The 25,483-nt window shown below is 71.1% G+C and carries 24 protein-coding genes and 1 tRNA gene; 3 read left to right on the forward strand and 22 right to left on the reverse strand.

All coding sequences use genetic code 11. From position 1 onward, the window contains the following. Window positions 1-12 precede the first annotated feature (12 nt). The 6 genes from M3C17_RS08870 to M3C17_RS08895 form a co-directional block, all read right to left on the reverse strand. Entirely contained in the window at window positions 13-504 is a 492-nt protein-coding gene (locus M3C17_RS08870; RefSeq protein WP_259977294.1) for a hypothetical protein, read from the reverse strand. After that, window positions 501-1,136 carry an LPXTG cell wall anchor domain-containing protein gene (locus tag M3C17_RS08875; protein ID WP_259977295.1) on the reverse strand — a complete coding sequence of 212 codons (636 nt, stop codon included), beginning with the start codon at window positions 1,134-1,136 and terminating at the stop codon, window positions 501-503. The genes M3C17_RS08870 and M3C17_RS08875 overlap by 4 nt, the downstream gene beginning before the upstream one ends. After that, the gene (locus M3C17_RS08880; protein WP_259977296.1) at window positions 1,133-1,729 is read right to left on the reverse strand and encodes a signal peptidase I; all 597 of its coding nucleotides are present in this window, start codon (window positions 1,727-1,729) and stop codon (window positions 1,133-1,135) included. The genes M3C17_RS08875 and M3C17_RS08880 overlap by 4 nt, the downstream gene beginning before the upstream one ends. A 32-nt stretch (window positions 1,730-1,761) precedes the next feature. Further along, complete coding sequence (locus M3C17_RS08885; RefSeq protein WP_259977297.1) at window positions 1,762-2,379, reverse strand: SipW-dependent-type signal peptide-containing protein; 618 nt, start codon at window positions 2,377-2,379, stop codon at window positions 1,762-1,764. A gap of 7 nt (window positions 2,380-2,386) precedes the next feature. Then, window positions 2,387-3,013, reverse strand: coding sequence for a SipW-dependent-type signal peptide-containing protein (locus tag M3C17_RS08890; RefSeq protein ID WP_259977298.1), 627 nt, complete (start codon window positions 3,011-3,013; stop codon window positions 2,387-2,389). Window positions 3,014-3,197: 184 nt separating this feature from the next. After that, a complete protein-coding gene (locus M3C17_RS08895) occupies window positions 3,198-4,106 on the reverse strand; it encodes a LysR family transcriptional regulator ArgP (RefSeq protein ID WP_259977299.1) in 909 nt (302 codons plus the stop codon). Window positions 4,107-4,177: 71 nt separating this feature from the next. Between M3C17_RS08895 and lysE the strand changes: the two genes are divergently transcribed. Continuing rightward, complete coding sequence (gene lysE, locus M3C17_RS08900) at window positions 4,178-4,849, forward strand: L-lysine exporter (protein ID WP_259977300.1); 672 nt, start codon at window positions 4,178-4,180, stop codon at window positions 4,847-4,849. Window positions 4,850-4,851: 2 nt separating this feature from the next. Here the strand turns inward: lysE and M3C17_RS08905 are convergent, their stop codons facing one another. The 9 genes from M3C17_RS08905 to M3C17_RS08945 all read right to left on the reverse strand — a co-directional run bounded on the left by M3C17_RS08905 (window position 4,852) and on the right by M3C17_RS08945 (window position 10,517). Beyond that, window positions 4,852-5,208, reverse strand: a complete 357-nt coding sequence (locus M3C17_RS08905) for an iron chaperone (RefSeq protein ID WP_259977301.1) — start codon at window positions 5,206-5,208, stop codon at window positions 4,852-4,854. A gap of 51 nt (window positions 5,209-5,259) precedes the next feature. Continuing rightward, window positions 5,260-6,063: an amino acid ABC transporter ATP-binding protein gene (locus M3C17_RS08910; RefSeq protein WP_259977302.1), complete on the reverse strand. Its 804-nt coding sequence runs from the start codon at window positions 6,061-6,063 to the stop codon at window positions 5,260-5,262. Beyond that, window positions 6,050-6,715, reverse strand: a complete 666-nt coding sequence (locus tag M3C17_RS08915) for an amino acid ABC transporter permease (RefSeq protein ID WP_259977303.1) — start codon at window positions 6,713-6,715, stop codon at window positions 6,050-6,052. Before M3C17_RS08915 ends, M3C17_RS08910 begins: the two co-directional genes overlap by 14 nt. 3 nt (window positions 6,716-6,718) lie before the next feature. After that, on the reverse strand, window positions 6,719-7,534 hold the full coding sequence (locus M3C17_RS08920) for an amino acid ABC transporter substrate-binding protein (protein ID WP_259977304.1): 816 nt from the start codon (window positions 7,532-7,534) through the stop codon (window positions 6,719-6,721). Between the two features lie 167 nt (window positions 7,535-7,701). Further along, the gene (gene rplA, locus M3C17_RS08925; protein ID WP_259977305.1) at window positions 7,702-8,391 is read right to left on the reverse strand and encodes a 50S ribosomal protein L1; all 690 of its coding nucleotides are present in this window, start codon (window positions 8,389-8,391) and stop codon (window positions 7,702-7,704) included. A gap of 11 nt (window positions 8,392-8,402) precedes the next feature. Beyond that, a complete protein-coding gene (gene rplK, locus M3C17_RS08930) occupies window positions 8,403-8,834 on the reverse strand; it encodes a 50S ribosomal protein L11 (RefSeq protein WP_259977306.1) in 432 nt (143 codons plus the stop codon). A gap of 220 nt (window positions 8,835-9,054) precedes the next feature. After that, the gene (gene nusG / locus M3C17_RS08935) at window positions 9,055-10,089 is read right to left on the reverse strand and encodes a transcription termination/antitermination protein NusG (protein WP_259977307.1); all 1,035 of its coding nucleotides are present in this window, start codon (window positions 10,087-10,089) and stop codon (window positions 9,055-9,057) included. Between the two features lie 42 nt (window positions 10,090-10,131). Further along, window positions 10,132-10,404 carry a preprotein translocase subunit SecE gene (gene secE, locus M3C17_RS08940; protein ID WP_259977308.1) on the reverse strand — a complete coding sequence of 91 codons (273 nt, stop codon included), beginning with the start codon at window positions 10,402-10,404 and terminating at the stop codon, window positions 10,132-10,134. A 40-nt stretch (window positions 10,405-10,444) separates the two neighbouring features. Then, window positions 10,445-10,517 (reverse strand) — tRNA-Trp (locus M3C17_RS08945). Between the two features lie 195 nt (window positions 10,518-10,712). Between M3C17_RS08945 and M3C17_RS08950 the strand changes: the two genes are divergently transcribed. Together M3C17_RS08950 and M3C17_RS08955 are read left to right on the forward strand one after the other, a co-directional pair. Next, window positions 10,713-12,539: an HSP90 family protein gene (locus M3C17_RS08950; RefSeq protein WP_259977309.1), complete on the forward strand. Its 1,827-nt coding sequence runs from the start codon at window positions 10,713-10,715 to the stop codon at window positions 12,537-12,539. A gap of 20 nt (window positions 12,540-12,559) precedes the next feature. Beyond that, window positions 12,560-15,358, forward strand: a complete 2,799-nt coding sequence (locus tag M3C17_RS08955) for a hypothetical protein (RefSeq protein WP_259977310.1) — start codon at window positions 12,560-12,562, stop codon at window positions 15,356-15,358. 22 nt (window positions 15,359-15,380) lie between these two features. Here M3C17_RS08955 and poxB read toward each other — a convergent pair whose 3' ends face one another. The 7 genes from poxB to gabT form a co-directional block, all read right to left on the reverse strand. Beyond that, a complete protein-coding gene (gene poxB / locus M3C17_RS08960) occupies window positions 15,381-17,105 on the reverse strand; it encodes a ubiquinone-dependent pyruvate dehydrogenase (RefSeq protein WP_259977311.1) in 1,725 nt (574 codons plus the stop codon). 194 nt (window positions 17,106-17,299) lie between these two features. Further along, entirely contained in the window at window positions 17,300-18,664 is a 1,365-nt protein-coding gene (locus M3C17_RS08965) for an NAD-dependent succinate-semialdehyde dehydrogenase (RefSeq protein WP_259977312.1), read from the reverse strand. A gap of 25 nt (window positions 18,665-18,689) precedes the next feature. Next, on the reverse strand, window positions 18,690-20,156 hold the full coding sequence (locus M3C17_RS08970; RefSeq protein WP_259977313.1) for an NAD-dependent succinate-semialdehyde dehydrogenase: 1,467 nt from the start codon (window positions 20,154-20,156) through the stop codon (window positions 18,690-18,692). Next, window positions 20,153-21,724, reverse strand: coding sequence for an APC family permease (locus M3C17_RS08975; RefSeq protein ID WP_259977314.1), 1,572 nt, complete (start codon window positions 21,722-21,724; stop codon window positions 20,153-20,155). Before M3C17_RS08975 ends, M3C17_RS08970 begins: the two co-directional genes overlap by 4 nt. Continuing rightward, complete coding sequence (locus M3C17_RS08980; RefSeq protein WP_259977315.1) at window positions 21,724-22,608, reverse strand: universal stress protein; 885 nt, start codon at window positions 22,606-22,608, stop codon at window positions 21,724-21,726. Before M3C17_RS08980 ends, M3C17_RS08975 begins: the two co-directional genes overlap by 1 nt. Continuing rightward, entirely contained in the window at window positions 22,608-23,990 is a 1,383-nt protein-coding gene (locus tag M3C17_RS08985; RefSeq protein WP_259977316.1) for an NAD(P)/FAD-dependent oxidoreductase, read from the reverse strand. Before M3C17_RS08985 ends, M3C17_RS08980 begins: the two co-directional genes overlap by 1 nt. A 90-nt stretch (window positions 23,991-24,080) precedes the next feature. Further along, the gene (gabT, locus tag M3C17_RS08990; protein ID WP_259977318.1) at window positions 24,081-25,442 is read right to left on the reverse strand and encodes a 4-aminobutyrate--2-oxoglutarate transaminase; all 1,362 of its coding nucleotides are present in this window, start codon (window positions 25,440-25,442) and stop codon (window positions 24,081-24,083) included. Window positions 25,443-25,483: the final 41 nt, after the last annotated feature.

Genomic DNA, 25,483 nt, shown 5'->3' on the forward strand with positions numbered 1-25,483 from the left:
GCCGCCACCGCGTCACGTGCACGTGTTGTTTCCGCCGAGTCCGAGCAGTCCACCCACCGAGAGCGTACGCGTCGCCGCCGGTGAGACCCACGCCGTCCCGGGCTGGACGGCCTCGACCCGCACCGTGTTCGAAGAGCCCAGCAGGCTGCCGAGCAGGGTGCTCAGGAGTCCGGAGCTGATGGTCGCGGAATAGGTGTACGGCCCGGTGCCGCCCTGGCTGACCGAGCCGTTGTCGACCGCCACGTTGTTGATCGACAGCCGCTGCTGCGCCTTGGGATAGGGCGAGGTCCACGTGATGGTGAAACCGGTGAACGTGCCGAGCAGGCTCGACACGCTGCAGGAGGTGATGACGGGTGTGGCGAGCCTGGCCGCCGTGAACGTGCCGCCCGCGTACTCGCCGTCGGAGAACGACGCCTCCGTCGCGGGAATCGCCGACAGCGACGACGCGCCGAGCAGCACGGCGATGCCCACGACTCCGGCGAGCGCTCGTCGCCGCCCGCTCATGATGCGCCTCCCGGGGGTGGCAGCTCGCGGCGTCGGCGCCGGATGGCGATCCCGCCCGCCGCCAGCAGCACCGCACCTCCGAGCACCGCGGGCAGCCACGGCGGTGATCCCGTCGCCGCCAGGCTGCCTCCCGGCCCGACCACCGCGGTCTCTCCGGCCCCGTGTGCCAGCACGCGCACCTGGGTGCTTCCGGCGCCGTCGTGCGGTTCGAGCGCGATCGTCAGGCGCAGGTGCGCCGTGTCGGTGTCGGCGATCTCGGTGAGCGCGACCTCGCGACCGTCGCGGGGGATGCGCCACTGCGTCCGCAGAGGCGTCGCTCCTGGCAGGCACTCATCGCCCTGCCACGGCCGCGAGCACAGGGCGATATCGAGGCGCAGCGGCGCGTCCCCGGTGGCACTCACCCCGATGCGCACGGAACCGGGCTCGGGCGCCCTGGCGCTGACGGTCACATCCCACCCGACGGACTGTCCCGGCAGCAGGCCGCGGGCAGCCTCCCAGTCCGCGACCGAGACCAGCCGCAGCACCCGGCCCTGGATCACCTCGGTCGTGGGCGCTGCCCACGCCGCCGATGACACCCCGAGCACCAGGAACGCCGCCAGCGCGAGCACGGCGGAGGCGGCCCGGCGCGTCACGGCGACTCCCGCTGCGTCGGACCGGCGCGTCGCGGGAGGCGCGGCCAGAACGCCCACACCACGAGGGTCGTGGCCGCGACGGTCAGTGCGCCCAGGACCACCGGGTCCCCCAGCGCCACGACGACCGCCGCCACACCGGGCACCGAGAACAGCACCGTCCGCACCGAGGTCACCGGATAGGGGAACGGGTCCTCGGCCGTGTTCGCGTCGCCACGCAGCGTGAGGAGTCGTTCGGATGCGGTCGCCCCCGGCCGCACGGCCGTGACGCGGTGGGTCACCGGCAGCTGTCCGGGCCGGTCCACCGTGACCACGTCGCCGACCTCGACCTGCGCAGCGGGCACGCGCTGGACGACGGCCACGGAGCCGGCGGGGATCGTGGGCGACATAGAGCCGGTGCGGAACAGGATGAGCGTGATCTGCGCGGTGACCGCGAGGACCACCAGCACGAGGCACACCGCCCCCGCCGCGGCGGCCAGCCACAGCAGGACGTCCGCGAGCGCGCGGCCGAGTCCCCGTACCGGCGGGCGCACCGCCGCGGTGTCGGGAGAGGACGCGGCCTGCTCGCGCAGCGCGCGCCTGGTGAGCCCCGTCATAGCCCCTCCCCTCTCGCTCGTGCTCATCGCCGTCAGGACGACGTGCCCTGGATCTGCCAGGTCTGCGTCATGGTCAGGCCCTGTGCCGCGTTGGGCGCCGTGGTCGGCAGCGTCACCGCCACGCAGTAGTTCACCTGGGTGCCGCCGTTCGCCGCGACCGCCTGGGTGGTGGCGCCGCTCGTGGTGAGCGCCGAGCCGTCGGCCACCACGGCGGTGCCTGCGGGGTAGGTGCTCGCGCTGCGCGCCGTGCCCGCGATGGTGCGCACGCCATAGGTGAGGTACGCCGCGAGCCCCGTGCCGCCTGGGGTTCCTGCGGTGAGCTGCAGGACGCCCGCGACCGAGGGGTTCGCGGTGCGGACGCTGAACAGCGCATACGTGGTGGTTCCGGGGGCCATGGCGGTCGGCGGCAGCTGGAAGTTCAGCACGGCGGCGGCGCCGGTCGTGGCGTGGCTCGCGAAGGTCGCGCCGTCGGCGGCCCCGACGATGTCGAAGCGCCCCGCGGTGAACGTCGCGGTGCCGAACTCGGAGTCGTTCCAGGCCGCGAGGGTCGCGGTGGCCCCGATGCCGAGCACCAGTCCGCCGGCGAGCACGGCCCTGACTCTGCGGGAGCGGATCCTCCGCCTCTCCCGCATCCGCCTGCGGGTCGTCATGGCCTGCTCAGTTCGTCGAGGTCGCCGTGAACGTCCACGTCGCGTCGGTGACGAGACCGGGCTCCAGCGCCGCGTCCGCCGTGACGGCGAAGCACAGCTGGACGGCGGTGCCCGCCGCGGCGGTCGTCGCGCCGGCCGTGAGCGGCACCGTGGTGACCCCGGTCTGCGCGTCGAGGGTGGCGCCGGTCGCGACAGGGGTGCCCACAGCCGAGGCCGCATCGCAGGTCGCTCCGGGAGCCAACTGGTAGATCGCGTAGCCGAGGTGGTCCGCGTTGGACGTCGCCGCGGGGTCGGCGGTGGTGCCGTCGGCCACCAGGTCGGCATCCGAGGTGGTGCCCGCCGCGAGGCGTACCCAGAATCCCGCGTAGACGGTGTCGGTCGGCGACATGTTGCCGACGAGACCCGCGGGCAGCGTGAACGCCAGCGTCGCCGCGGTGCCGCCGGCGTCGACGTCGTGGTCCGCGAAGGTGGTCCCGTCGGTCGAGCCCTCCAGGTTGAAGGCGCCGGCGGTGAACGTGCCGGTCGCGAACTCGGAGTCGTTCCAGGCGGCGAGAGTGACGGCCACCCCCACCCCGAGGACGAGTCCTCCCGCCAGCACCGCGAGGACCTTGCGCTGCGTCGTTGTGGTTGCCATGTCGTTCCCCCTCAGGAATCGGATGTCCGGGGGAACGCCGACGAGCCGATCTCTGGGAATTCTCCCGCGTGCTGGCATCCTCTCCGAGCCCTCGGGGAGAGACAAGGCGATCCCGCGCACGACCGTCGCTCATCCCGCGCAGACCGTGCGGACAAGACGTCACCGCTCCGCCAGCACCGTCCCGTCAGCGGCGCCGCGTCTCCCCGACCGATCCGGGCGCGGCGAGCACGCCACCGGCCTCCGCGGCGACCTCCGCCGCGATGGTGTCCAGCAGCGGCGAGCGCAGGTTCCACTGCTGCCAGTACAGCGCGACGCGCAGCGTCGGTCCGCCGAGCGGCACGAGCTCGCGCGACTCCTGCAGCCGCGGCACCATGCCCCACCCGAGCCCGAGTGACACGGCGACCGCGTAGTCGTGCGAGGCGGGGACGTAGTGCCGGGGCACGCCCTGCTGCCCCACCGACATCGCCGCGAGCCACTCGTGCTGCAGCGTGTCCCTGCGGTCGAAGTCGACGAAGGGAGCCGCGGCCAGGGCCGCCGCGGTCACCCCGTCCGGGAACCATCGCTTCGCGTATCCGCGCGCGGCCATGGCACGGTACTCGAGCACGCCGAGCGGAGTCACCGCGCAGCCGGCCACCGGGGTCTCCTCGCTCGTGACCGCGACCATCACGGTGCCGGACTCCAGCAGCCGCGCGGTGAAGTTCTGATCGTCCCTGTGCAGGTCGAAGTCGATGTCATGGGCGGCTGACAGGCGCGCCATCGGCCGCAGGAACCAGGTGGCCAGGGAGTCGGCGTTCACCGCGAGAGGGATCGTGATCCGGCGCCCGGAGCCGGTGTCGTCGATGCCGACGCCGGCCAGCGCGTCGTGCTCGAGGAGGGCGACCTGACGGGCCAGACGCACCACGGCCTCGCCCGCCTCGGTGAGCCGTGCCGGCTTACTGCGCACGAGGAGGATGCGTCCGAGCTGCTCCTCCAGCGCCTTGAGCCGCTGGCTCACGGCCGAGGGCGTCACGCGCAGCCGCCGGGAGGCCGCATCGAGCGTCCCCTCGTCGGCGACGGCGGCCAGGGTGGCAGCCAGCTCCGGATCGATCCTCACATTAGCGATGCTAATGGTTCGGTAGGAATCTTCGCTTCCCCTCACGGCGAGGGCGTTCCTAGTGTGGAATCATGCTCACCGTCCTCGCCGGTCTCGGACTCGGCCTGTCGCTCATCGTGGCCATCGGCGCCCAGAACGTCTTCGTGCTGCGCCAGGGCATCCGACGGGAGCATGTCCTCGCGGTCGTGATCGTGTGCGCCGTGTCCGATGCGGTGCTGATCGTCGCCGGGGTTGCCGGGCTGGGCTTCCTGCTGCAGTCCGCGCCCTGGCTGGTCGTGGTCGCGCGCTGGGCGGGGGCCGGGTTCCTGCTGGGCTACGGACTGCTCGCGGCACGTCGCGCCTGGCGGGGCGGGGAAGAGCTCGTGGTGGACGCCCCGGCCGCGCCCCCGACCGCGGTCGGCAGCACCGGAGCGACCGCCGTGCAGACCGCCGCGCGCACGGGCACGCGCCTCGCGCCGGTCGTGCTCACCACGCTCGCGCTCACGTGGCTCAACCCGCACGTCTACCTCGACACCGTGCTGATGCTGGGCTCCATCGCCGCCACGCACGGCGATCAGCGCTGGCTCTTCGCAGCCGGCGCCATCGCGGCCAGCGTCCTGTGGTTCACCGCTCTCGGATTCGGCGCCCGCCACCTCGGCCGCTGGCTGCGCACCCCGCGCTCCTGGCGCATCCTCGATGCGGTGATCGCCGTGATCATGGTGACCCTGGCGATCAGCCTCGTGCTCCCCGTGCTGGGCGGCTGAGCTCAGCGGCCCTCGATCTGCGCGAGCCGCGCGCGCACCAGCTGCTCGACGGCCGCCGCCGGCAGCGGATGCTCGGGCTGGAAGCGGATCGTGCCCTTGTCCAGACTCAACCCGGGGTGGTCGGCCAACAGCTCGGCCACCTCGGAGACCGCCGCGGGGCTGAACGGGTACACGCCGATGTGCTTCTTCGCCCGCATCACCGAGAGCAGGGACTTCCCGCGGTGCACGAGCGCCGGCATGCCGTAGCCGGTGCCCTGCTCCGCATCGGGCACGACACCACGCGCGATCGCGTACACCCGCTCGATGGCCTCACGGTCCGCCGGCGCGAGCCCGGCGAGGTAGTCGTCGATGGTCCCCACGAGGGCATCCTGCCACCGATCCGCGACCCGGGCCAGGGGCGAGAGCTGCGGTCAGGCGCCGTCGAGCGGACGCATGATGCGCGTGAGGAACCGCTGCGTCCGCTCCTGACGCGGGGCGCTGAACAGCTCGGACGGAGGTCCCTGCTCCACGATCACGCCGCCGTCGAGGAAGAGCACGTGGTCGGCGGCCTCCCGCGCGAAGCTCAGCTCGTGGGTCACCACCGCCATGGTCCATCCCTCGTCCGCGAGCTCCTTGATCACCAGCAGCACCTCCCCCACCAGCTCGGGGTCGAGCGCGCTGGTCGGCTCGTCGAACAGCAGCAGATCCGGCTTGAGGGCCAGCGCCCTGACGATGCCCACCCGCTGCTGCTGCCCGCCGGACAGCTGATGCGGCCGCGCCTGCGCCTTGTCGGCCAGCCCCACCCGGTCGAGCAGGGCGTGCGCCTCGGCCACGACCTCGTCCTTCGGGCGACGCTGCACGCGCCACGGCCCCTCGATCACGTTCTCCAGCACCGTGAGGTGCGGGAACAGGTTGTGGTGCTGGAACACCATCGCCGAGCGGTCGCGCAGGGCCAGGCGCTGCTGCTTCTCGATGCGCGGCTTCGGACGGGCCTCCGGCGCGAAGTCGATCTCCGGACCGCCGTCCACCACGATGGTCCCGGCGTCGGGCCTCTCCAGGCCGTTGAGCGCCCGGAGCACCGTGGTCTTGCCCGACCCGCTCGGGCCGATCAGCACCACGACCTCGCCACGGTGCAGCGTCAGGTCGACCCCGCGCAGCACCTCGTGGCCGCCGAAGCTCTTGTGCAGGCCGCGCGCCGTGAGCAGCGCCTGCGCCGGGTTCTCAGTGGGCGACATGGCGGTCCAGCCTCCTCTCCAGCGCGCTCTGCCCGAAGGACAGCACCAGGCAGATGACCCAGTAGACCAGGGCGGCCGCCAGATACAGCACCATGAACTCGAGCGTCGTGGACGCGATCTGCTGCGCCACCTTGAACAGCTCCGTGACCAGGATCAGCGACGTCAGGGAGGTGTCCTTGACGAGCGAGATGAATGTGTTGGACAGCGGGGGCACCGACACCCTGGCCGCCTGCGGCAGGATGATGCGCGTGAGGGTGCGCGTGCGGTTCATGCCGACCGTGTACGCCGCCTCCCACTGCCCCTTCGGCACCGACAGGATCGCGGCCCGCACGACTTCGGCCCCGTAGCCGCCCACGTTGAGCGACAGGGCGATGATGGCGCTCGGCCAGGGATCGAGCGTGACCCCGACCGACGGGAGCCCGTAGAAGATCACGAACAGCTGCACCAGCATCGGTGTGCCGCGGATGACGGAGATGTAGAACCGCGCGACGCCCGACACCACCGGGTGCACCGAGATGCGCATCAGCGCGACGCCGATCGCGATCGCGAGCCCCAGGACGAACGACACCAGAGCGAGCGGGATCGTCGCCGTCAGCCCCGCCCAGGCGATCGGCCAGAGCGAGTCCAGGAACAGCTGCCAGGGGTCCTGCATGGGTTACTGCGTGACGTCGTCGCCGAAGTACTTGTCGCTGATCTCGGCGAGCGTGCCGTCCGCCCTGAGCTCCTCCAGCGCGGCGTCGACGGCCTCCACCAGCGACTCCTTGTCCTTCGTGAACACGAACGCCTGCTCGCCCGCGTCCTCGGTCTCCGCCGCGATCTTCAGGCCCGTGGGGCTGTTGGTCTTCTCGTAGTCGAGGAAGGTGAGCTTGTCGTTCACGGTCGCGTCGACCCGACCCTGACGCAGCAGCTCGACCGCCTGCGCCCAGCCCTCGACGCCCTCGACGGTGGCGCCGGACTCCGTGGCGAGTTCGTACCAGTTGCTCGTGAGGGACTGCGCGGTGGTCTTGCCCGCCAGGTCGTCGAAGGAGGAGATCGAGTCGTCGTCCTCCGCGACCACGATCACGCCGGGGGACACGGTGTACGGCTCGCTGAAGAGGTACTTCGCCTCGCGCTCGTCGTTGATGGAGACCTGGTTCGCGATCACGTCGAACCGGCCGGCGTCGAGGCCCGCGAAGATCGCGTCCCACTGCGTCTCCTGGAACTCGACCTCGAGGCCGAGCTTGTCGGCGACCGCCTGGATGATCTCGACGTCGAACCCGGTCAGGTCACCCGAGCCGCCGTCGCCGTGGAAGCTGAAGGGCCGGTACGTGCCCTCGGTGGCGACGGTGAGCGTGCCGTCCTTCACGAGCCCGAAGTCGGAGCCGGCGGAGCTGCTGTCGTCGGTGGACGCGGGCGTCGTGGACCCGCTGCAGGCCGTGAGCGCGAGCGCTGCGGCGGCGAGTGCGGAGACGGCGATGAGACGACGGGACATGGACCCTCCTGGGGTGAAGAGGCGCGCTGCGAGTGTACGCGTGCGACGCGGGACCTCCCCACGATACGTGCCCCGCAGGCACCCGAGGGCCGCGCATGACGCCGCGTTTCATGCCGACACGCAGAAACGCCCCCGGGCGGACCCGGGGGCGTTTCGATGCGTCAGGCTCAGATGGCGTTGACGTCCAGCGGGATGCCGGGGCCGAACGTGGTCGACACGGCGCCCTTCTGGATGTAACGGCCCTTGGCCGACGACGGCTTGAGGCGGACGATCTCCTCGAGCGCGGCGGCGATGTTCTCGTTCAGCTGCTCGGCGGAGAAGGAGGCCTTGCCGACGACGAAGTGCACGTTGGCGTGCTTGTCGACGCGGAACTCGATCTTTCCACCCTTGATGTCCTCGACGGCCTTGGCCGGGTTCGGGGTCACCGTGCCGGTCTTCGGGTTCGGCATCAGGCCACGCGGACCCAGCACCTTGCCGAGACGACCGACCTGGCCCATGAGCTCCGGGGTGGAGACGGCCGAGTCGAACGCGGTCCAGCCGCCGGCGACCTTCTCGATGAGCTCGGCGCCGCCGACCTCATCGGCGCCCGCGGCGATCGCAGCCTCGGCGGCGGGGCCGGTGGCGAACACGATGACGCGGGCGGTCTTGCCGGTGCCGTGGGGCAGGATGACGGTGCCGCGCACCATCTGGTCCGCCTTGCGGGGGTCGACGGCGAGCTTCAGCGCGACCTCGACGGTCGAGTCGAACTTCGCGGAGCCCGTCTCCTTCGCCAGCGCGACGGCCTCGGCGGGCGTGTAGTAGCGGTCTGCCTCGATCTTCTCGGCGGCAGCCTTGTAAGCCTTGGACTTGGTAGCCATGTCTGTTCTCCTCAGCCCTCGACCGTGATGCCCATGGAGCGGGCGGTGCCGGCGATGATCTTCGAGGCAGCCTCGATGTCGTTCGCGTTCAGGTCGGCCTGCTTCTGCTCGGCGATCTGACGGACCTGCTCCTTGGTGATCTTGCCGACCTTGACGGTGTGCGGGGTGGCCGAGGCCTTCTGCACGCCGGCGGCCTTCTTGATGAGCTCAGCCGCGGGCGGGGTCTTCAGGACGAACGTGAAGCTGCGGTCCTCGTAGACGGTGATCTCCACGGGGATGACGTTGCCGCGCTGCGACTCGGTCGCGGCGTTGTACGCCTTGCAGAACTCCATGATGTTGACGCCATGCTGACCGAGCGCGGGGCCGATCGGCGGCGCCGGGTTGGCTGCACCGGCGTTGATCTGAAGCTTGATCAGGCCGGTCACCTTCTTCTTCGGTGCCATTCTCTTTCCTTTCATCGAGGCGGCTGCCGGAGCATCCGCTTCTCCCACGTCACCGGCCCTTCCGGCACGTGGTCGTCTGCGCGCACGCCGAAGCGGCACACAAACCATACGAGTCTACCCCATGCCGATGCCGCCCTCGGTCGGGGCGGATCCGCCACCCGTCCCGAAACGAGAACGCCCCGCCAGACGGACCGGCGGGGCGTTCTGCATGACAGCGATGTCAGATCATCTTGGTGACCTGGTCGAACGACAGCTCGACCGGCGTCTCACGCTCGAACAGGGAGACGAGCACCGTGAGCTTGCCGCTCTCCGGCTTGATCTCGCTGATCGAACCGGGAAGACCCGCGAACGAGCCCTCCTTGATCGTGATGGTCTCGCCGACCTCGAAGTCGACCTCCGCCGGCAGCGGACGGGCGACGGCGACGCCGCCCTTGGCCGCGATGTTCTTCGCGGTCGGGACGTCCTTGACCTCGACGAGCGACTTCAGCATGTTGAAGGCCTCTTCGAAGCGCAGCGGAGTGGGGTTGTGGGCGTTGCCCACGAAGCCCGTGACACCCGGGGTGTGGCGGACGACCGACCAGGTGTCCTCCGTCAGCTCCATGCGCACCAGGACATAGCCGGGGATGCGCACCCGCGTGACCATCTTGCGCTGGCCGTTCTTGATCTCGACCACGTCTTCCATCGGGACCTCGACCTGGTAGATCTCGTCCTCGACCTCGAGCGTCGACTTGCGCTGCTCGATGTTGGCCTTCACCTTGCGCTCGAAGCCCGCGTAGGAGTGGATCACGTACCACTTGCCCGGGAGCATGCGCAGGTCCATGCGGAACGCCTCGTACGGGTCCTCGTCGGACTCGGACTCGTCCTCGTCGGACTCGGCCGCCGGACGGTCGTCCTCGCCGTTCACGTCGGGGCCGTCGTAGGGGGTGACCTCGTCGGCCGCCTCGGCCTGCTGCTCCGCGACCTCCTCGGCCACGGATTCGTTGAGGACCTCAGCGGCGGCCTGGGACTCCGCTGCTTCGTCCAGGTTGAGAGCGTCGTTCACGATCGCGTCCGCCTCCGGGTCGTCGATGTCGATGTCGATGTCTTCCGTGTCGTCGTCGCCGTCCTCGTCCTCGACGTGGACCGCGACGTGCTCGGCCGAGGTGACCGAGAGCTCCTCTGCGGCGAGCACGTTGCCCTCCTGGGCCTCGTCCTCCTCGCTGGACTGCTCTGCGGCGGTCGCCCAGTCGGCGTCGTCGGAATATCGTTCAGACACGTTGCTTCTTCTCCATAGCTGCGGCGGGTGCCGCGGGGGTCATCAGCCAGGGATTCCGAACACGTAGTGCGTCAGGAGCCCGAAGACGTAGTCGAGACCGTAGACGATGCCCATCACGATCACGACGAAGACGAGCACCACACCCGTGAACTTGAAAAGCTCCTTGCGGGTCGGCGTGACGACCTTGCGAAGTTCGGCGATGACCTGGCGGATGAACAGGGCGATGCCCCCGAAGAACCGGGAGAAGGGGTTGCCCTTCTTCTGGCGCGTGGCGCCGGCCGCGACGACATCGCCGCGCGGTTCGTCCTGATCCATCCTGAATGTACCTTTCGTGTGTCAGCGTTGCGCTGACGCGCAGGGCGGACAGGAATCGAACCTGCAACCTGCGGTTTTGGAGACCGCTGCTCTGCCAATTGAGCTACCGCCCTAGAGGCCCTGCGGCCTCGGGGAGCCCCCTGCGCCCTCCCCTGCACCGACATCTCTAAGACGCCAGGCACAGCGAAAGAATGCAGAGAACAACTGCTCCCCAAGCATACGGCATCGATCCGGTGGCGCCGAACCGGATCGATATACCGGCGTTGTTGCTAGGCTCGGCGGGCGGGAAGCAGTGAGAAGAGGCGCGTGTGGGTGGGGATGTGCAGCAGTTCCAGGTGGATCTGCGCGGAGTCGTCGATCTGCTCAGCAGACACATCTACTCCAGCCCCCGGGTGTACCTGCGGGAACTGCTCCAGAACGCGCGCGACGCCATCGCCGCGCGACGCGAGGTCGACGGCGGCGGCAGCCGCATCCGCATCACACCCCTGACACCCGAGACCGGTGAGTTCGTGCTGCGCGACGACGGGGTCGGCCTCACCGCCGCCGAGGTCGCCGACCTGCTCGCCACGGTCGGCCGCAGCTCCAAGCGCGACATCTTCGACCTGCCCCGCAGCGACTACCTCGGCCAGTTCGGCATCGGCCTGCTCAGCTGCTTCATGGTCGCCGACACCATCGTGATCCGCTCGCGCAGCGCCAGGGGCGGAGCCCCCGTCGAGTGGACGGGCAGCGCCGACGGCACCTTCCGGGTGCGCGAGCTCGACGAGGAGCTCCCGGTCGGCACGAGCGTGCACCTGGTGCCGCGCTTCGACGCCGACGACCTGCTGCGACCAGCCGCCGTGCACGAGCTCGCGACCGCCTTCGGCGAGTTCCTCCCGGTCCGCGTGACCGTGGACGCCCAGGGCGGCGGGGAGCTGGACATCACCAGGGAGCCGCCGTTCCTCGACGCCGCCGGCGACCCCGACGCCGCGGTGGAGTACGGACGGGGGCTGCTGGGAGCCGCACCCCTCGACGTGATCGAGCTGCACGAGCCGGCCACCGGCACACGAGGCCTCGCGTACGTCCTGCCGTCCGCCCCGCCTCCCGGAGCACGCCAGGCCACGCGCATGTACCTCGGACGCATGCTGCTGGCCGAGCGCGTGGACGACGTGCTGCCGGACTGGGCGTTCTTCGTGCGCGCCGTCGTCGACTCGACGGGGCTCGCCCCCACCGCGAGCCGGGAGTCCCTGGTCGAGGACGCGGCGCTGGAACGCGTGCGCGAACAGCTCGGCGCCGGCATCCGCCGGTGGGTGCTGGAGCTCGGGCTGCGCGAACCGCATCGCCTCGCCCAGTTCGTCGCCGTGCACGAGGTCGGCCTCAAGTCGCTCGTGCGCCACGACGAGGAGCTCGCGCGCTTCATCACGCGCTGGCTCACGGTCGAGACCACCCACGGCACACTCCGCATCGGCGACCTCGTCGAGCGGTATCCCCACATCCGCTACGCGCAGACCGTGGACGAGTTCCGCCAGGTCGCCGGCATCTCGCCCGCCGACGAGGTGCTGGTCAACGGCGGCTACCTGTACGACGCCGACCTCGTGCGCCTGCTCCCCGAGCTGCACCCCCACGTCACGGTCGAGAAGGTCGACGTGTCCGGCGAGCTCGACCGACTCGACCCTCCGCCCCTCGACGACCGGGAGGCGGCCGTGGCGCTGGAGGAGCGCGCGGGAGCCGTCCTCGCCGCCTCCGACTGCGCGGTGGTCGTGCGTGCGATCGATCGTCCCGACCTGTCCGGGCTGTACGTCGCCGACCCGGAGGTGCTGCGCGCGATCGACCGCGGGCGCACCAAGGGCATCACCGGCTCGCTGTGGGGCGGCGTGCTCGACCGCATCGACCAGACGCTGTCGGCCGCGCGGGACGACGACCTCAGCGCGCGCCTCTGCCTCAACTGGTCGAACCGCGTCGTGCGGGCCCTCGTCCGCGTCGAGGACGAGGCGGTGTTCGCCCGGACCGTGCAGCTGCTCTACATCCAGGCGCTGCTGGCCGGCCACCACCCGCTGCGCGACGCCGACCGCGCCCTGATGACCACCGCACTCGCCGACCTCGTCGCCCTCTCCGCCGGCATCGAAGGGGACGCCCTCCCCTTCGGCGACGCCCGCTGACACCCACTCGAAGGATCCCCATGGCACGTCCGAAGAAGCGCTTCCAGCAGCTGATCGAGGAGATCGATCGCACCCCGTGGGGCCCGGCAGAGCAGGCACTGGTCGCGGAGGCCGTGGCCCTGGCCGTCGAGCTCGGCGACGAGCGCCTGGAGTACGAGGCGCGCATGCGGCAGACGGCGTCGGCGAACATGGTCGGCGCCACCGACGTCATGCTCAACTCCTTCGCGTGGTGCCTGGCGCACCACGACGCCGACCCGCAGCGGTTCCCCGCCGACCTCGACAACGGCGGCGCCGACCTGATGTGGCAGTTCAAGTGGATGGCCTCGTCGCTGCGGTCCTCCCCCGCGTTCTCGCAGGAGCAGATCGCCGCAGTGCTCGACGACATGGAGACGCACTACCGCGCGGCGGGGCTCGGCCTCAGCGGGGTCCTGACCGCACGCTTCGAAGACGCCTGGGACGCCGGGCGGCTGGACGAGGCGGAGGCCCTGCGCGTGCAGCTCGAGGCCACGCCGCGCGACGACCACAGCCACTGCGACGCGTGCGGCCGCAGCCAGTTCGCCGGTTTCTTCGCGGAGACCGACCGCGACGCCGACGCCATCCGGCTCGTGGAGGAGATGATCGAGGGCGGGTTCTCCTGCGGCGAAGAGCCCGAGCACGCTCTCTCCCGCGTGCTGCTGCCGTACCTGCGGGCCGGCCGGTTCGACGAGGCGAAGACCGCCCACCTGCGCAGCTACCGTCTCGCTAAGGACAACCCGGACAACCTCCGCATCGTCGCCAACAACATCGTGTTCGCCGCCGTCACCGGCAACGAGGCCAGGGCGCTCGCGCTCGTCGAGAGGCACATCGCCTGGCTCGCACACGACGGCCTCAACGTCGACGCGCACTTCGCCGCCCTGACCGCCTTCGCCGTCGCCCTCGACCGGGTCGCCGCCGCCGGTCATGGTGACACCCCGGTGCGCGGGGCGGACTCCCCCGCCCTCGTCCCGCTGCTCGGCAGCCACGACGGCCCGTGGAGCGCCGCCGACCTCGCAGCCGCCGCCTGGAGCGTCGCCGAGCGGATCGGCGCCCGCTTCGACGAGAGGGACGGCACGGACGGGCACGCGCGCAGCCTCGCGCGCATGCGCAGCCTGGCCACCGAGAGCTACGACCTTCCCATCCGCTCCGATGCGTTCGTCGCACCCGCCCCCGCGACCACCCCGGCCGATGCGGACGAGTGGTTCGAGCGCGCCATGCAGCTCGCGCAGTTCGGCGCCGAGCACGAGACGCTCGAGGCCCTGCCGCGGGCGCTCGAGGTGGAGGACGCGGACCGCCGCGCCCAGCTGCTCTCGATGCGCCTCGGCATCCTCGTGGCACTCGGCCACGTCGACGAGGCAGCCGACGTGCTGCCCGAGCGCATCGCCGCCCTGCGGGCCGCGGGCCGGGAGGAGCAGGCCGACCTCGAGCAGCGCCTGGGCCTCGCCACGTTCGGGCTCGACACCGACGACACCAGAGCCGCCCTGGAGGAGGAGCTCGCCACCGCCGACCGCCTCCCCGCGTGGTCCCGCGGCGACCTCGCCCTCAGCCGCGCCTCCCTGCACCTGCGGGCCGAGGAGCCCGATGCCGCCCTCGACCTCGCCGAGCTCGCCGCCAGGGCCTTCACGGAGGCGGAGGACACGCGACTGGCGAACACCACGACGCTCGTCGCGATCGGGGCGCTGCTCGGCAAGGGCGAGCTGGAGGCCGCGACCACCCTGCTCGACCGCTTCCTCTCCCAGGACGACCTCTCGGCGGGCCACCGCGCCAACGCCCTGCAGACACGCGCCCGCGTGCGCGGAGGCACCGGCTCCTACCTGGACGGTGCGACGGACGCGGACGAGGTGTGCCGCTTGCTCGCGGAGCTCGGTACCACCCAGGCGCTGGCCGACGCGCACGTGCTCGCGGCCGCGCTGTGGGAGGACGCCGAGCAGCCCGAGCGCGCCGTCACCCGCTACCGACTCGCGGCCCGACTGCGCGCAGAGGCCGGCGGCGATGCGACCGGCGTCGACTTCCGGCTGGCCAGGGCGATGCTGCGTGCGGGCGACGCCCCGGAGGCTGCGGAGCTGTTCGGCGACGTGCTGCAGCGCGAGGAGCAGGGCGATGTCGCCCCCGGGTCGCGCGGGATGACCGCGTCGATGCTGGCCAGGGCCCTCGTCGAGTCCGGGGAGTTCGGCCAGGCCGTGGGCGTGCACGGGTACGCCGCCGAGCTGTTCGGCGAGGCGGAGGAGCACGCCGAGCAGGCCATGGCGATGACGGAGCAGGCGAAGATCCTCGCCCGCTTCGACGAGCACGAGGACGCCGTCCGGCTGCTCGAAGGCGCGGCCGAGATCGTGCGCCGCGCGCCGGAGGCGGTGGGAGCACTGAGCGAGGTGCTGCACAGTCTCGGCCAGGCCTACGGCGGACGGCGCGACGAGCGCGCGTTCCCGCTGTTCGACGAGGTGGCCGCGCTCGCCCAGCAGCACGAGGCCGGATGGCTGCTCGCCGACGTCACCGATTCCCGCGGCCGCGCGCTGGCCGAGCTCGGGCGCATCGACGAGGCCGTGTCGGCCGTGCTGACCGCGGCCGACGGATTCGCCGCCCTCGGCGACCAGGGCTCCGCCGGCAGCTCCGAGCTGTTCGCCGCGCGGGTGCTGGCCGGAGACGGCCGCGCGACCGACGCGGTGCCCGTCTATCGCACCGCGCTGGAGCACGCGGAGAGCTTCCCGCCGCTGCGTCAGGTGGCGGCGCTGGAGCTCGGGGACGTGCTGGAGGGTCTCGGCCGCCACGGCGAGGCCGCGGAGGCGCGGGCGCTCCTGGAGACCTGAGCCCCGGAGCGCCCGGCTCCCGCTAGAACAGCTGCCGCCAGTTGGCCCTGGCCAGGTCGAGCAGCTCGTCACCGCGGCCCGACATGACCGTGCGGATCGCATACAGCGCGAAGCCCTTGACCTGGGCGGCCTCGATCGCGGGCGGCATCGACAGCTCCTGGCGCTCGGTGACGACGTCCAGCAGCGCGGGGCCGTCGTGCGCGAGCACCTCGCGCACCGCGTCCGGCAGCTCGTCGCTGCGCTCCACGCGGCGGGCGAAGATGCCCATGGCCTCGGCGATCGCCGCGAAGCTCGGGTTCTGCAGCCCCGTGGCATAGGTCACGAAGCCCGCGGCCTTCATCTCCAGCTCCACGAAGTTCAGCGAGGCGTTGTTGACCACGATGGTCTTCACGGGGAGCCTGTTCTGCGTCAGCGTGAGCAGCTCCCCCAGCATCATCGACAGGCCGCCGTCGCCCGCGAGCGCCACGACCTGGCGGTCGGGATGCGCGACCTGGGCGCCGATGCCGTGCATCAGCGCGTTGGCCATCGAGCCGTGCGTGAACGAGCCGATCAGGCGCCGATCCTTCGTCATGGACAGGTACCGCGCCGCCCACACGGTCGGCGAGCCGACGTCGGCCGTGAAGATCGCGTCGTCCGCGGCGTGCTGGTCGAGGAGACGCGCGAGGTACTGCGGGTGGATCGGACGGTCGCCCTTGGCCGGCACCGCCAGCTCGTCGAGCTTCTTGCGCGTCTTGCGGTAGTGGGCTACCGCGTCGTCCAGGTGGTCGCGGTCGTCCTTGCGGGCGAGCCGTGGGAGCAGCGCCTCGACCGTCGCCCGCACATCGCCGACCACGCCGAGGTCGAGCGGGTGCCGCTTGCCGAGCTGCGAACCGCGGATGTCCACCTGGATCGTGGTGGCGTGCTCGGGGTAGAACTGCTCGTACGGGAAGTCGCTGCCGAGCACCAGGAGGGTGTCTGCCGCCTCCATCGCCCGATAGCCCGAGGCGAATCCGAGCAGCCCGGTCATCCCCACGTCGAACGGGTTGTCGTACTCGATGAACTCCTTGCCGCGCAGGGCGTGCACGATCGGCGCTCCTAGCCGGTCGGCCAGCGCCACGACCTCGTCGTGCGCACCCTCGACACCCGCTCCGGCGAGGATCGTGACACGGTTCGCGGCGTTGAGCATCGTCGCCGCCTTCTCCAGCTCCGCCGGTCCCGGCACGATGACGGGACGGGTGCGCGGGATGACGACGGCGCGGTCGTCCTCGATCTCGGAGAGCGCCACGTCTCCGGGGATGACCAGCACGGCGACACCGCGCTCCTCGATGGCCGCCCGCATGGCGATCTCCATCAGCCGGGGCATCTGCTTCGGGTCGGCCACGTACTCCACGTAGACGCTGCATTCGCGGAACAGCTCCTGCGGATGCGTCTCCTGGAAGTAGCCGGTGCCGATCTCGGTCGTGGGGATGTGCGCGGCGATCGCCAGCACCGGCACGCGCGAGCGCTGGGCGTCGTACAGCCCGTTGATGAGGTGCAGGTTGCCGGGGCCGCAAGAGCCGGCGACCACCGCCAGCTCGCCGGTCGTGCCGGCGTCGGCGGCGGCGGCGAACGCGGCGGCCTCCTCGTGACGCACGTGGACCCAGCGGATGCGACCGTCCTTGCGCAGCGCGTCCGTGAAGCCGTTGAGGGAGTCCCCGGGGATGCCGTAGACCCGGTCGATCCCGTTGGCGTGCAGAGTCTTGACGATGTTCTCAGCGACGTTGGCCATACTCCGACCCTACGCCCGGAGAGCGGGCGCGGCTCGGGCGTTGACACGCGGAGCACCCCTCCTCATCCCCCTTCATCTCCTCGTCGAGGGGCGACGAGAAAAAGGAGATCTCACGCCCTGAAGGAGCGGATGCGGCATCCGGTCCTTCAGAACGCGAGATCTCCTTCGAGGCGCGTCGCTCGCGGGTACGCGACTCAGCCGATGCGGATGAGCTTCTTGTTCACGAACTCGTCGGCGGCCAGGTGACCGAGCTCCCGTGCCGTGCCGCTGCGCTTGATGCCGCCGAAGGGCAGCTCCGGGCTGTCGGCGAGCACGAGGTTCACGTAGACCATGCCGGCCTCGATGCGGTCGGCCACCCGCTCCGCCTGCGCCTCGTCCGTCGTGAAGACGTAGGAGCCCAGGCCGAACGTGGTGTCGTTCGCGAGCGCCACCGCCGCGTCCTCGTCGGCCACGCGGTACACGACCGCGGCAGGCCCGAACAGCTCCTCGCGGTAGACGTCCATCTCCGGGGTCACGTCGGCGAGCACGGTCGGCGCGAAGAACGCCCTGTCGCGCGTCCCGCCCGTGAGCAGGGTGGCGCCCTGAGCCACGGCCGTGTCGATCTGCTTCTGCAGGTTCTCCGCGGCCGCCTCGGACGACACCGGCCCGAGGACCGTGTCGTCGAGCGTGGGGTCGGTCGCCTCGACCGCTGCCATCGCAGCCGTGAACTTCTCCACGAACGCGTCGTACAGCTCGTCGACGATGATGAAGCGCTTGGCGCCGTTGCACGCCTGACCGTTGTTGTCGAGGCGCGCGTCCACCCCCGCCTGCACCGTGGCGTCGAGGTCGTCGGTGGACAGCACGATGAACGGGTCGGAGCCGCCCAGCTCGAGCGCCACCTTCTTCAGGTTGCGGCCGGCGACCTCGGCGACGGCCGCACCGGCGCGCTCGGACCCCGTGAGGGAGACGCCCTGCACGCGCGGGTCGGCGATCATCGCCGCGATCTGGTCGTTCGTCGCGAGCACGTTCTGATACGCGCCCTTCGGGAACCCGGCGTCGTGGTAGATCGCCTCGATCGCCGTCGACGACTCGGGGCACTGCGGCGCCGGCTTGAGCAGGATCGTGTTGCCGACGATCAGGTTCGGCGCCGCGAAACGGACGATCTGGTACGCCGGGAAGTTCCACGGCATGATGCCCACGAGCGGCCCCAGCGAGGAGCGGCGGATGATCGCCGACCCCTCGCCGAGGATCTTGATGGGCTGGTCGGCCATGATGTCCTCGGCCTGGTCCGCGTAGTACTCGGCGATGTCCGCGGCGAAGTCGACCTCGCCGAGGGCGGCCTCCCGAGGCTTGCCCATCTCGCGCACGAACACGTCGGCGAGTTCCTCGCGACGCTCACGGTGCAGCTCGGCCGCACGGCGCAGCAGCGCGGCGCGCTCGGCCACCGTGGTCGCGCGCGACCACTCGCGGTGGGCGGTGTCGGCGGCCGCGACCGCCTCCTCGATCTGCGCGTCCGTGAACGTGTCGTACGCGGCCAGGGTCTCGCCGGTGGCGGGGTTGACGACGGCGTAGTCGGTCATGTCTGCTCCTCCTCTTGCCGCCCGGTCAGGAGACCGGGATCAGCGTGTACTTGGTGGACAGGTACTCGTGGATGCCCTCGAAGCCGCCCTCGCGGCCGACGCCGGACTGCTTGACGCCGCCGAAGGGAGCCGCCGCGTTGGAGACGACGCCCACGTTGAGACCCATCATGCCGGTCTCCAGCGCGTCGATCATCCGCTGCCCGCGCTGCAGGTTCTCGGTGAAGACGTACGACACGAGCCCGTACTCGGTGTCGTTCGCGAGGCGCACCGCCTCCTCCTCGGTCTCGAACGTGGCGATCGCGAGGACCGGGCCGAAGATCTCCTCGCGGAGGATCGCGGACCCGGGGACGACATCGGTGAGGACGGTGGGCTCGTAGAACGTGCCGGTGCCCTCGACGGCCTTGCCGCCCGCGAGCAGGGTCGCACCGCGCTCGACGGCGTCGTCCACGAGCTCCCCGGCCTTGGCCACCGCATCCTCGTCGATGAGCGGGCCGATCGCCACGCCCTCCTCGGTACCGCGGCCGATCTTCATGCCGTTGACGCGCTCGGTCACGCGCTTGGCGAACTCGCCCGCGACGTCCTTGTGCACGATGAAGCGGTTCGCCGCCGTGCACGCCTGGCCGATGTTGCGGAACTTCGCGGCGAGCGCACCGTCCACGGCCTTGTCCAGATCGGCGTCGTCGAACACGACGAACGGGGCGTTGCCGCCGAGCTCCATCGACACCCGCAGCACACCCTCGGCGGCCTGGGCGATGAGCTTGCGGCCCACCTCGGTCGAGCCGGTGAACGACAGCTTGCGCAGTCGCGGGTCGGCGATGATCGGCGCCGACAGCGCGCTGGACTTGGAGGTCTGCACGACGTTCACGACTCCGGCGGGGAGGCCGGCCTCCTCCAGCAGCTTCGTGAAGTAGATGGTCGTGAGCGGCGTGAGTGCCGGCGGCTTGATCACCACGGTGCAGCCCGCGGCGAGAGCCGGCGCGATCTTGCGGGTGGCCATCGCGAACGGGAAGTTCCACGGCGTGACGAAGAACGACGGTCCGACGGGGCGCTGCGACACGACCATGTGGCCGGTGCCCTCGGGGTTGATGCCGTAGCGGCCGCTGATGCGCACGGCCTCCTCGCTGAACCAGCGCAGGAACTCGCCGCCGTACGCGACCTCACCGCGCGCTTCCGCCAGGGGCTTGCCCATCTCGAGCGTCATCAGCAGCGCCAGATCCTCCTTGTGCGCCTGCACGAGGTCGAACGCGCGGCGGAGGATCTCGCTGCGGACGCGCGGGGCGGTCGCCGCCCACTCGTCCTGCGCGGCGACGGCCGCGTCCAGGGCGCGGATGCCGTCGGCCGGGGTCGCGTCGGCGATCGTGCGGATGACCGCACCGGTCGCCGGGTCCTGCACGTCGAAGGTGGCGCCGGTCTCGCCGTCGATCCACTCACCGCCGATGAAGAGGCCGGTGGGGATGCTGTCGAGGAGTGCCTGCTCAGTCTGGGTGCTCATGAGTTCTCTTTCTGTGCGGGGGTCGTGGGGCGTCGACGGCTGGGGGGCGCGTCGAGGCCGAGGGTCTGGCCGCGGAAGAAGGCCGGGCGGCGGATGGCGTTCCAGATCATCACGGCGACGCCCACCACGATGATGAGGATGCCGAGGATGAACACGATCCCGATGCCGCCGATCTCCGAGCCGGAGCCGTACGCCGGGTCCATGGAGTCGATCAGGGTCGTGAAGAAGAGGACGGCGAGGATCAGGCCGCCCACCAGGGGGAACAGGAACGTGAAGAAGAAGTTCCTGGTCGAGTCGAACCACTGCTTGCGGAAGTACCACACGCACGCGAACGCCGTGATGCCGTAGTAGAAGCAGATCATCATGCCGAGCGTGAGGATCGTGTCCCACAGGGTGTCCTCGCTGACCACGCGCATGACGGCGTAGAACGCGGAGGCCACGATCGCCGACACGATGGTCGCGTAGCCCGGCGTGAAGAACCGCGGGCTGACCTTCGCGAACGACTTCGGCAGCGCGCCGTAGTGGCCCATCGCCAGCAGCGTGCGCGCCGGGCCGACGAAGGTCGACTGCAGCGACGAGGCCGAGCTGGTCAGCACCGCGAGCGACACGAGGAACGCGAGCGGGCCGAGGATCGGGCCGGACAGGAAGAAGAACACGTTCTCCTGGATGTCTTCGTTGCCGAGGCCCAGCTCGCCCGTGCCGACGCCCGCGAACATGATCATCGCGACCGCGAGCAGCAGGTACAGCGACACGATCGTGAGCACCGTGACGGTCGCCGCGCGGCCCGGCGTCTTCTCCGGGTCCTTCGTCTCCTCGTTCATGGTGAGGGTGACGTCCCAGCCCCAGAAGATGAAGATCGACAGCGACAGTCCCGCCGCGACGGCGCTGAACGACGAGATCGCGAACGGGTTGAACCAGTTCAGGTCGAACGGCTGGTAGTCGAAGCCGTTGCCGCTCACCGCCTGGGTGATGGCGGCGACCGCGAAGAACACCAGCACGAGGATCTGGAAGCCGACGAGCCAGTACTGCAGCTTCTGCGTCGTCTGCATGTCCCGGTAGGACACCCAGGTCGCGCCGAGCATGAACAGCAGGCACACGCCGATGTTGATCCAGGTGACCCCGGCGAGGTCGGCGATCTCGGGGTTGCCCGTGATCTGCGAGAGCAGCAGGAACAGGAAGTCCACTGCCACGCCCGCGAGGTTGGACAGCACGAGGATCGTCGCCACGACCAGGCCCCAGCCGGCCATCCAGCCGACCCAGGGTCCGAACGCGCGGGCCGCCCAGGTGAACGAGGTCCCGGAGTCGGGCATACGGTTGTTGAGCTCGCGGTAGCCGAAGGCGACCAGCAGCATCGGGATGAACCCGACCAGGATGATCGCCGGGATCTGCGCGCCCACCTCGGACGCGGTCGGGCCGACCGCCGCCGTGAAGGTGTAGGCGGGGGCGATGCACGAGATGCCGATCACGACGGCGCCGATCAGGCCGACGGTGCCGGCGGAGAGGCCCTTCGTGGAGATGCCGGTCGTGACGCCGGATGCGGGCTCCGTCGCCCGGTTGGTGCTGCTCATCAGCGGTCTCCTGCTTCGTTGCGGGTGCGCGGGACGACGATCATGGGAACGGGCAGCTCGTGCAGCATCTTCGCCGCCGTGGAGCCCAGGAACAGCCGACGGGGCTGCGCCAGCCGGCTGGAGCCGACGAGCACGACCTCGCCGGGAAGGAACGAGAGGTGGGCGACGGCGTCTTCGACCGTCTCTCCCGGGGCCTCCTCGACGACGGCGCCGAGCCCCTCGGGCAGCGCCTCGGCGGCGACGGCCAGCACGCGGTGCGCGTGCTCGCTGCCCGCGAGGCGGATCGCGCCCGTGTCGAGACCCGGCGGCACGTCGAACGGCACCAGTGACACGAGCCGCAGCGACACCCCGGCGGCTCCCGCCAGCGCGACAGCCTGGTCGAGGACGCCCTCCGCGCCGGGCCGGGTGCCCACCGCGACGGTCACCCGGGGAAGCACGTGGTCGTCCTGCTGCGCGATGCCGGCCGGGGCCAGCGCGACCGGGATGGTCGAGGAGTGCAGCAGCTCGGACGCGACAGTGCCGAGGCGGTGGCGGCCGAACAGCCCGCCGCCCGCCGCGCCGATCACGATCACGCTCGCGTCGAACTCCTCGCCCGCGGCGACCAGGCCCTCCGCGAACGACTCCGAGAAGCGCACGTGCCCGCTGCGGGTGAGCTCCTGCGGCAGGCGCACGACCGCGTCCTTCAGCCACTTCCGCGCCTGCGCCCTGATGTGCTCCTCGTACGCGCGCTCCGGGGGGACGGCCGCGCTCCGGGTGCCCTCGTTCGGCAGCACGATCACGAGGTGCAGCGTGGCGCCGATGCTGCGTGCCAGGCGCGCGCCCAGCGCTGCCGCGTCGGCACCGGCGTCCGTCGCGGTGTACCCGACGACGACCGAGCCGGTCATCAGCTGCCGCTCTCGGAGGACGTGGCCTCGCGGCTGGCGTCGACGATGTTCGCCGCGGCGAGGCGGCCCATGCGGATCGCGCCGTCGACGTGCTGGTACCCGGCGCCCGCCATGTCGCTGCACGCGAAGTGGATGGGACCGACCGGGGTGCGCAGGTCGGCGCCGTAGCGGTGCAGCCCGCCGAGGTCGAAGCTCGCGGCGTACGCCCCGCGCGTCCACTCCTCGGAGCCCCAGTCGCTCTCGTAGTACACGACCGGGTTCTTGGCCTCGGGGCCGTAGTAGTGCGACAGGGACTCCAGGATGCGCTCCTTGCGCTCCTCCGCGGAGAGCTCGAACACGCCGTCGGCGTTCGCGTCGGACACGAAGCCGACCAGGGTGCCGCGCTCGTCGCCGTGGTTGGAGTTGTCGTACGCCTCGTGCGACAGCTCGTACGGGCTGAACGCGGTGCCGCTGAGGCCCTGCTCGCGCCAGAACGGCCGGTCGTACACGGCGTGCACCTTGATGACGAAGCCCATCGACAGGTGCTGGTGCAGCTGGTGCTGCCGGCGGGGCAGCGGCGGGACGAACGAGATGCGGCTGTACAGCACCGGCGCGTGCGCGAGGATCGCGTAGCGAGCGCGGACCGTGAGCTCGTCGGTGGTCGCGACGACACCGGAGTCGGACCACTCCAGGGTGCGCACGGGCTGGTTCAGCAGCACGTCCTCGCCCAGGCGCTCGGCGAGGCGCAGCGGCACCTGCTGGAGACCGCCCACCACGCGCTTGTCGAGGATGAAGTCCGCGTCGACGAGGTTCGAGTAGGAGCCGGCGGAGGCGGCCATCAGCAGCGACTGCAGCAGCGAGAACGCGTGCGTCGGCTTGGTGAGCATCGCCGAGCCGGTCGCGAAGGCGAGGTTGCGCACGGCCTCGTCGTCGTCGGTCTGCGAGCGCAGCCAGGCATCCCACGAGATGGAGTCCCACTCGGCGGCGTTCGGGTGCTCCCAGGGCTTGTCGGGGTCGATCTCCGCGACCAGGGCGTCGAGGATGCCGGTGATGCGGGCGATCACGGCTTCCGTCTCCGGCGACACGGGGAACATCTCGCCGGTGAAGCGGTGCGCCTTCCCGTCCGGGCCCACGTAGACGCTGTCGCCCTCGCGATAGCGGCTGTAGGTCTCCAGACCCAGCTCCTCGATCGTGTCCTTCAGCGCGTCCTGGTCGGGCGAGACCCACTGGCCGCCGATCTCGAGCATCGCGCCGTCGATCACGTCGGTCCACAGGCGTCCACCCACGCGGTCGCGCGCCTCCAGCACGGCGACGGACAGGCCGGCCTTGCGCAGGTCGTTGGCGGCCGTGAGCCCGGCGGCACCGGCGCCCACGATCAGCACGTCTCTCGTGATCTCAGCCATCTGCAACTCCTTCGTCGTCGGGGGAAGCGGGGAGGAAGTACCGGTCGCGACCCGAAATCCCCCGATCCGGGGTCGCGACCGGACAGGGTGTCAGGCGGCGGCGAGCGCCTGCGCGACGATGTCGAGGCCCTCGTTCAGCAGGTCGTCGCCGATCGAGAGCGGCGGCAGGAACCGGATGACGTTGCCGTACGTGCCGCAGGTGAGCACGATCACGCCCTGAGCGATGCAGGCCTTGGCGACCGCGGCGGTCAGTGCGGCGTCGGGTGCCTTGGTCTCCGGGTCGACGAACTCCGCGGCGATCATCGCGCCATGGCCGCGCACGTCGCCGACGCGGGGGTCCTCAGCCTGGATCGCGGTGAGGCGTGCGGTGAGGATCTCGCCGATCTCGGCGGCGCGCTCGATCAGGCCGTCGTTCTCGAACACGTCGATCGCGGCGAGGGCGGCGGCGCACGCGATGGGGTTGCCGCCGTAGGTACCGCCGAGGCCGCCCGAGTGCGAGGCGTCCATGATCTCGGCGCGGCCGGTGACCGCCGCGAGCGGAAGGCCGCCCGCGATGCCCTTGGCCGTGGTGATGAGGTCGGGCTCGATGCCGAACAGCTCGCTGGCGAACATGCGGCCCGTGCGGGCGAAGCCGGTCTGCACCTCGTCGGCGATGAACACGACGCCGTTCGCGTGGCACCAGTCGACGATCGCGGGGAGGAAGCCCTCGGCCGGGACGATGAAGCCGCCCTCGCCCTGGATGGGCTCGATGATGACGGCGGCGAGGTTGTCGGCGCCGATCTGCTTCTCGAGCTGCAGGATCACGCGGGCAGCGGCCTCCGGTCCGGCGAGACCGTCGCGGAACGGGTAGGACATCGGGGCGCGGTAGACCTCGGGCGCGAACGGCCCGAAGCCGCTCTTGTACGGCATCGACTTGGCGGTCAGTGCCATCGTGAGGTTGGTGCGGCCGTGGTAACCGTGGTCGAAGGCGACGACAGCCTGTCGGCCGGTGTGCTTGCGCGCGATCTTGATGGCGTTCTCGACGGCCTCGGCGCCCGAGTTGAACAGCGCGCTCTTCTTCGCGAAGTCGCCGGGGGTGACCCGGTTGAGCGCCTCGGCCACGCCGACGTACGACTCGTACGGCGAGATCATGAAGCAGGTGTGCGTGAACTGCGCGGCCTGGGCGGCGACGGCCGCGGCGACCTTCGGGTGCGCGTTGCCGACGGTGGTCACCGCGATGCCCGAGCCGAGGTCGATGAGCGAGTTGCCGTCCGCGTCGACGACCACTCCCCCGCCTGCGGCGACGGCGGCGACCGGCACCGTGTGGCCGACGCCGGCGGCGACCGCGTCCGCCTTGCGCGCGAGGATCTCGGCCGAGCGCGGCCCGGGGAGGTCCGTGACGAGGCGACGCTCCTGCGGGAGGTCGGGTCCGCCGAGGGGGGCTGCGGGGGCTGCGGTGTCGAGGAGTGCCATGCTCGCGAGCGTACGGCCGGTGCGCGGCGGTCGCATTCGCC

The sequence above is a fragment of the Microbacterium sp. p3-SID336 genome, from assembly GCF_025143365.1.
Classification (GTDB): Bacteria; Actinomycetota; Actinomycetes; order Actinomycetales; family Microbacteriaceae; genus Microbacterium.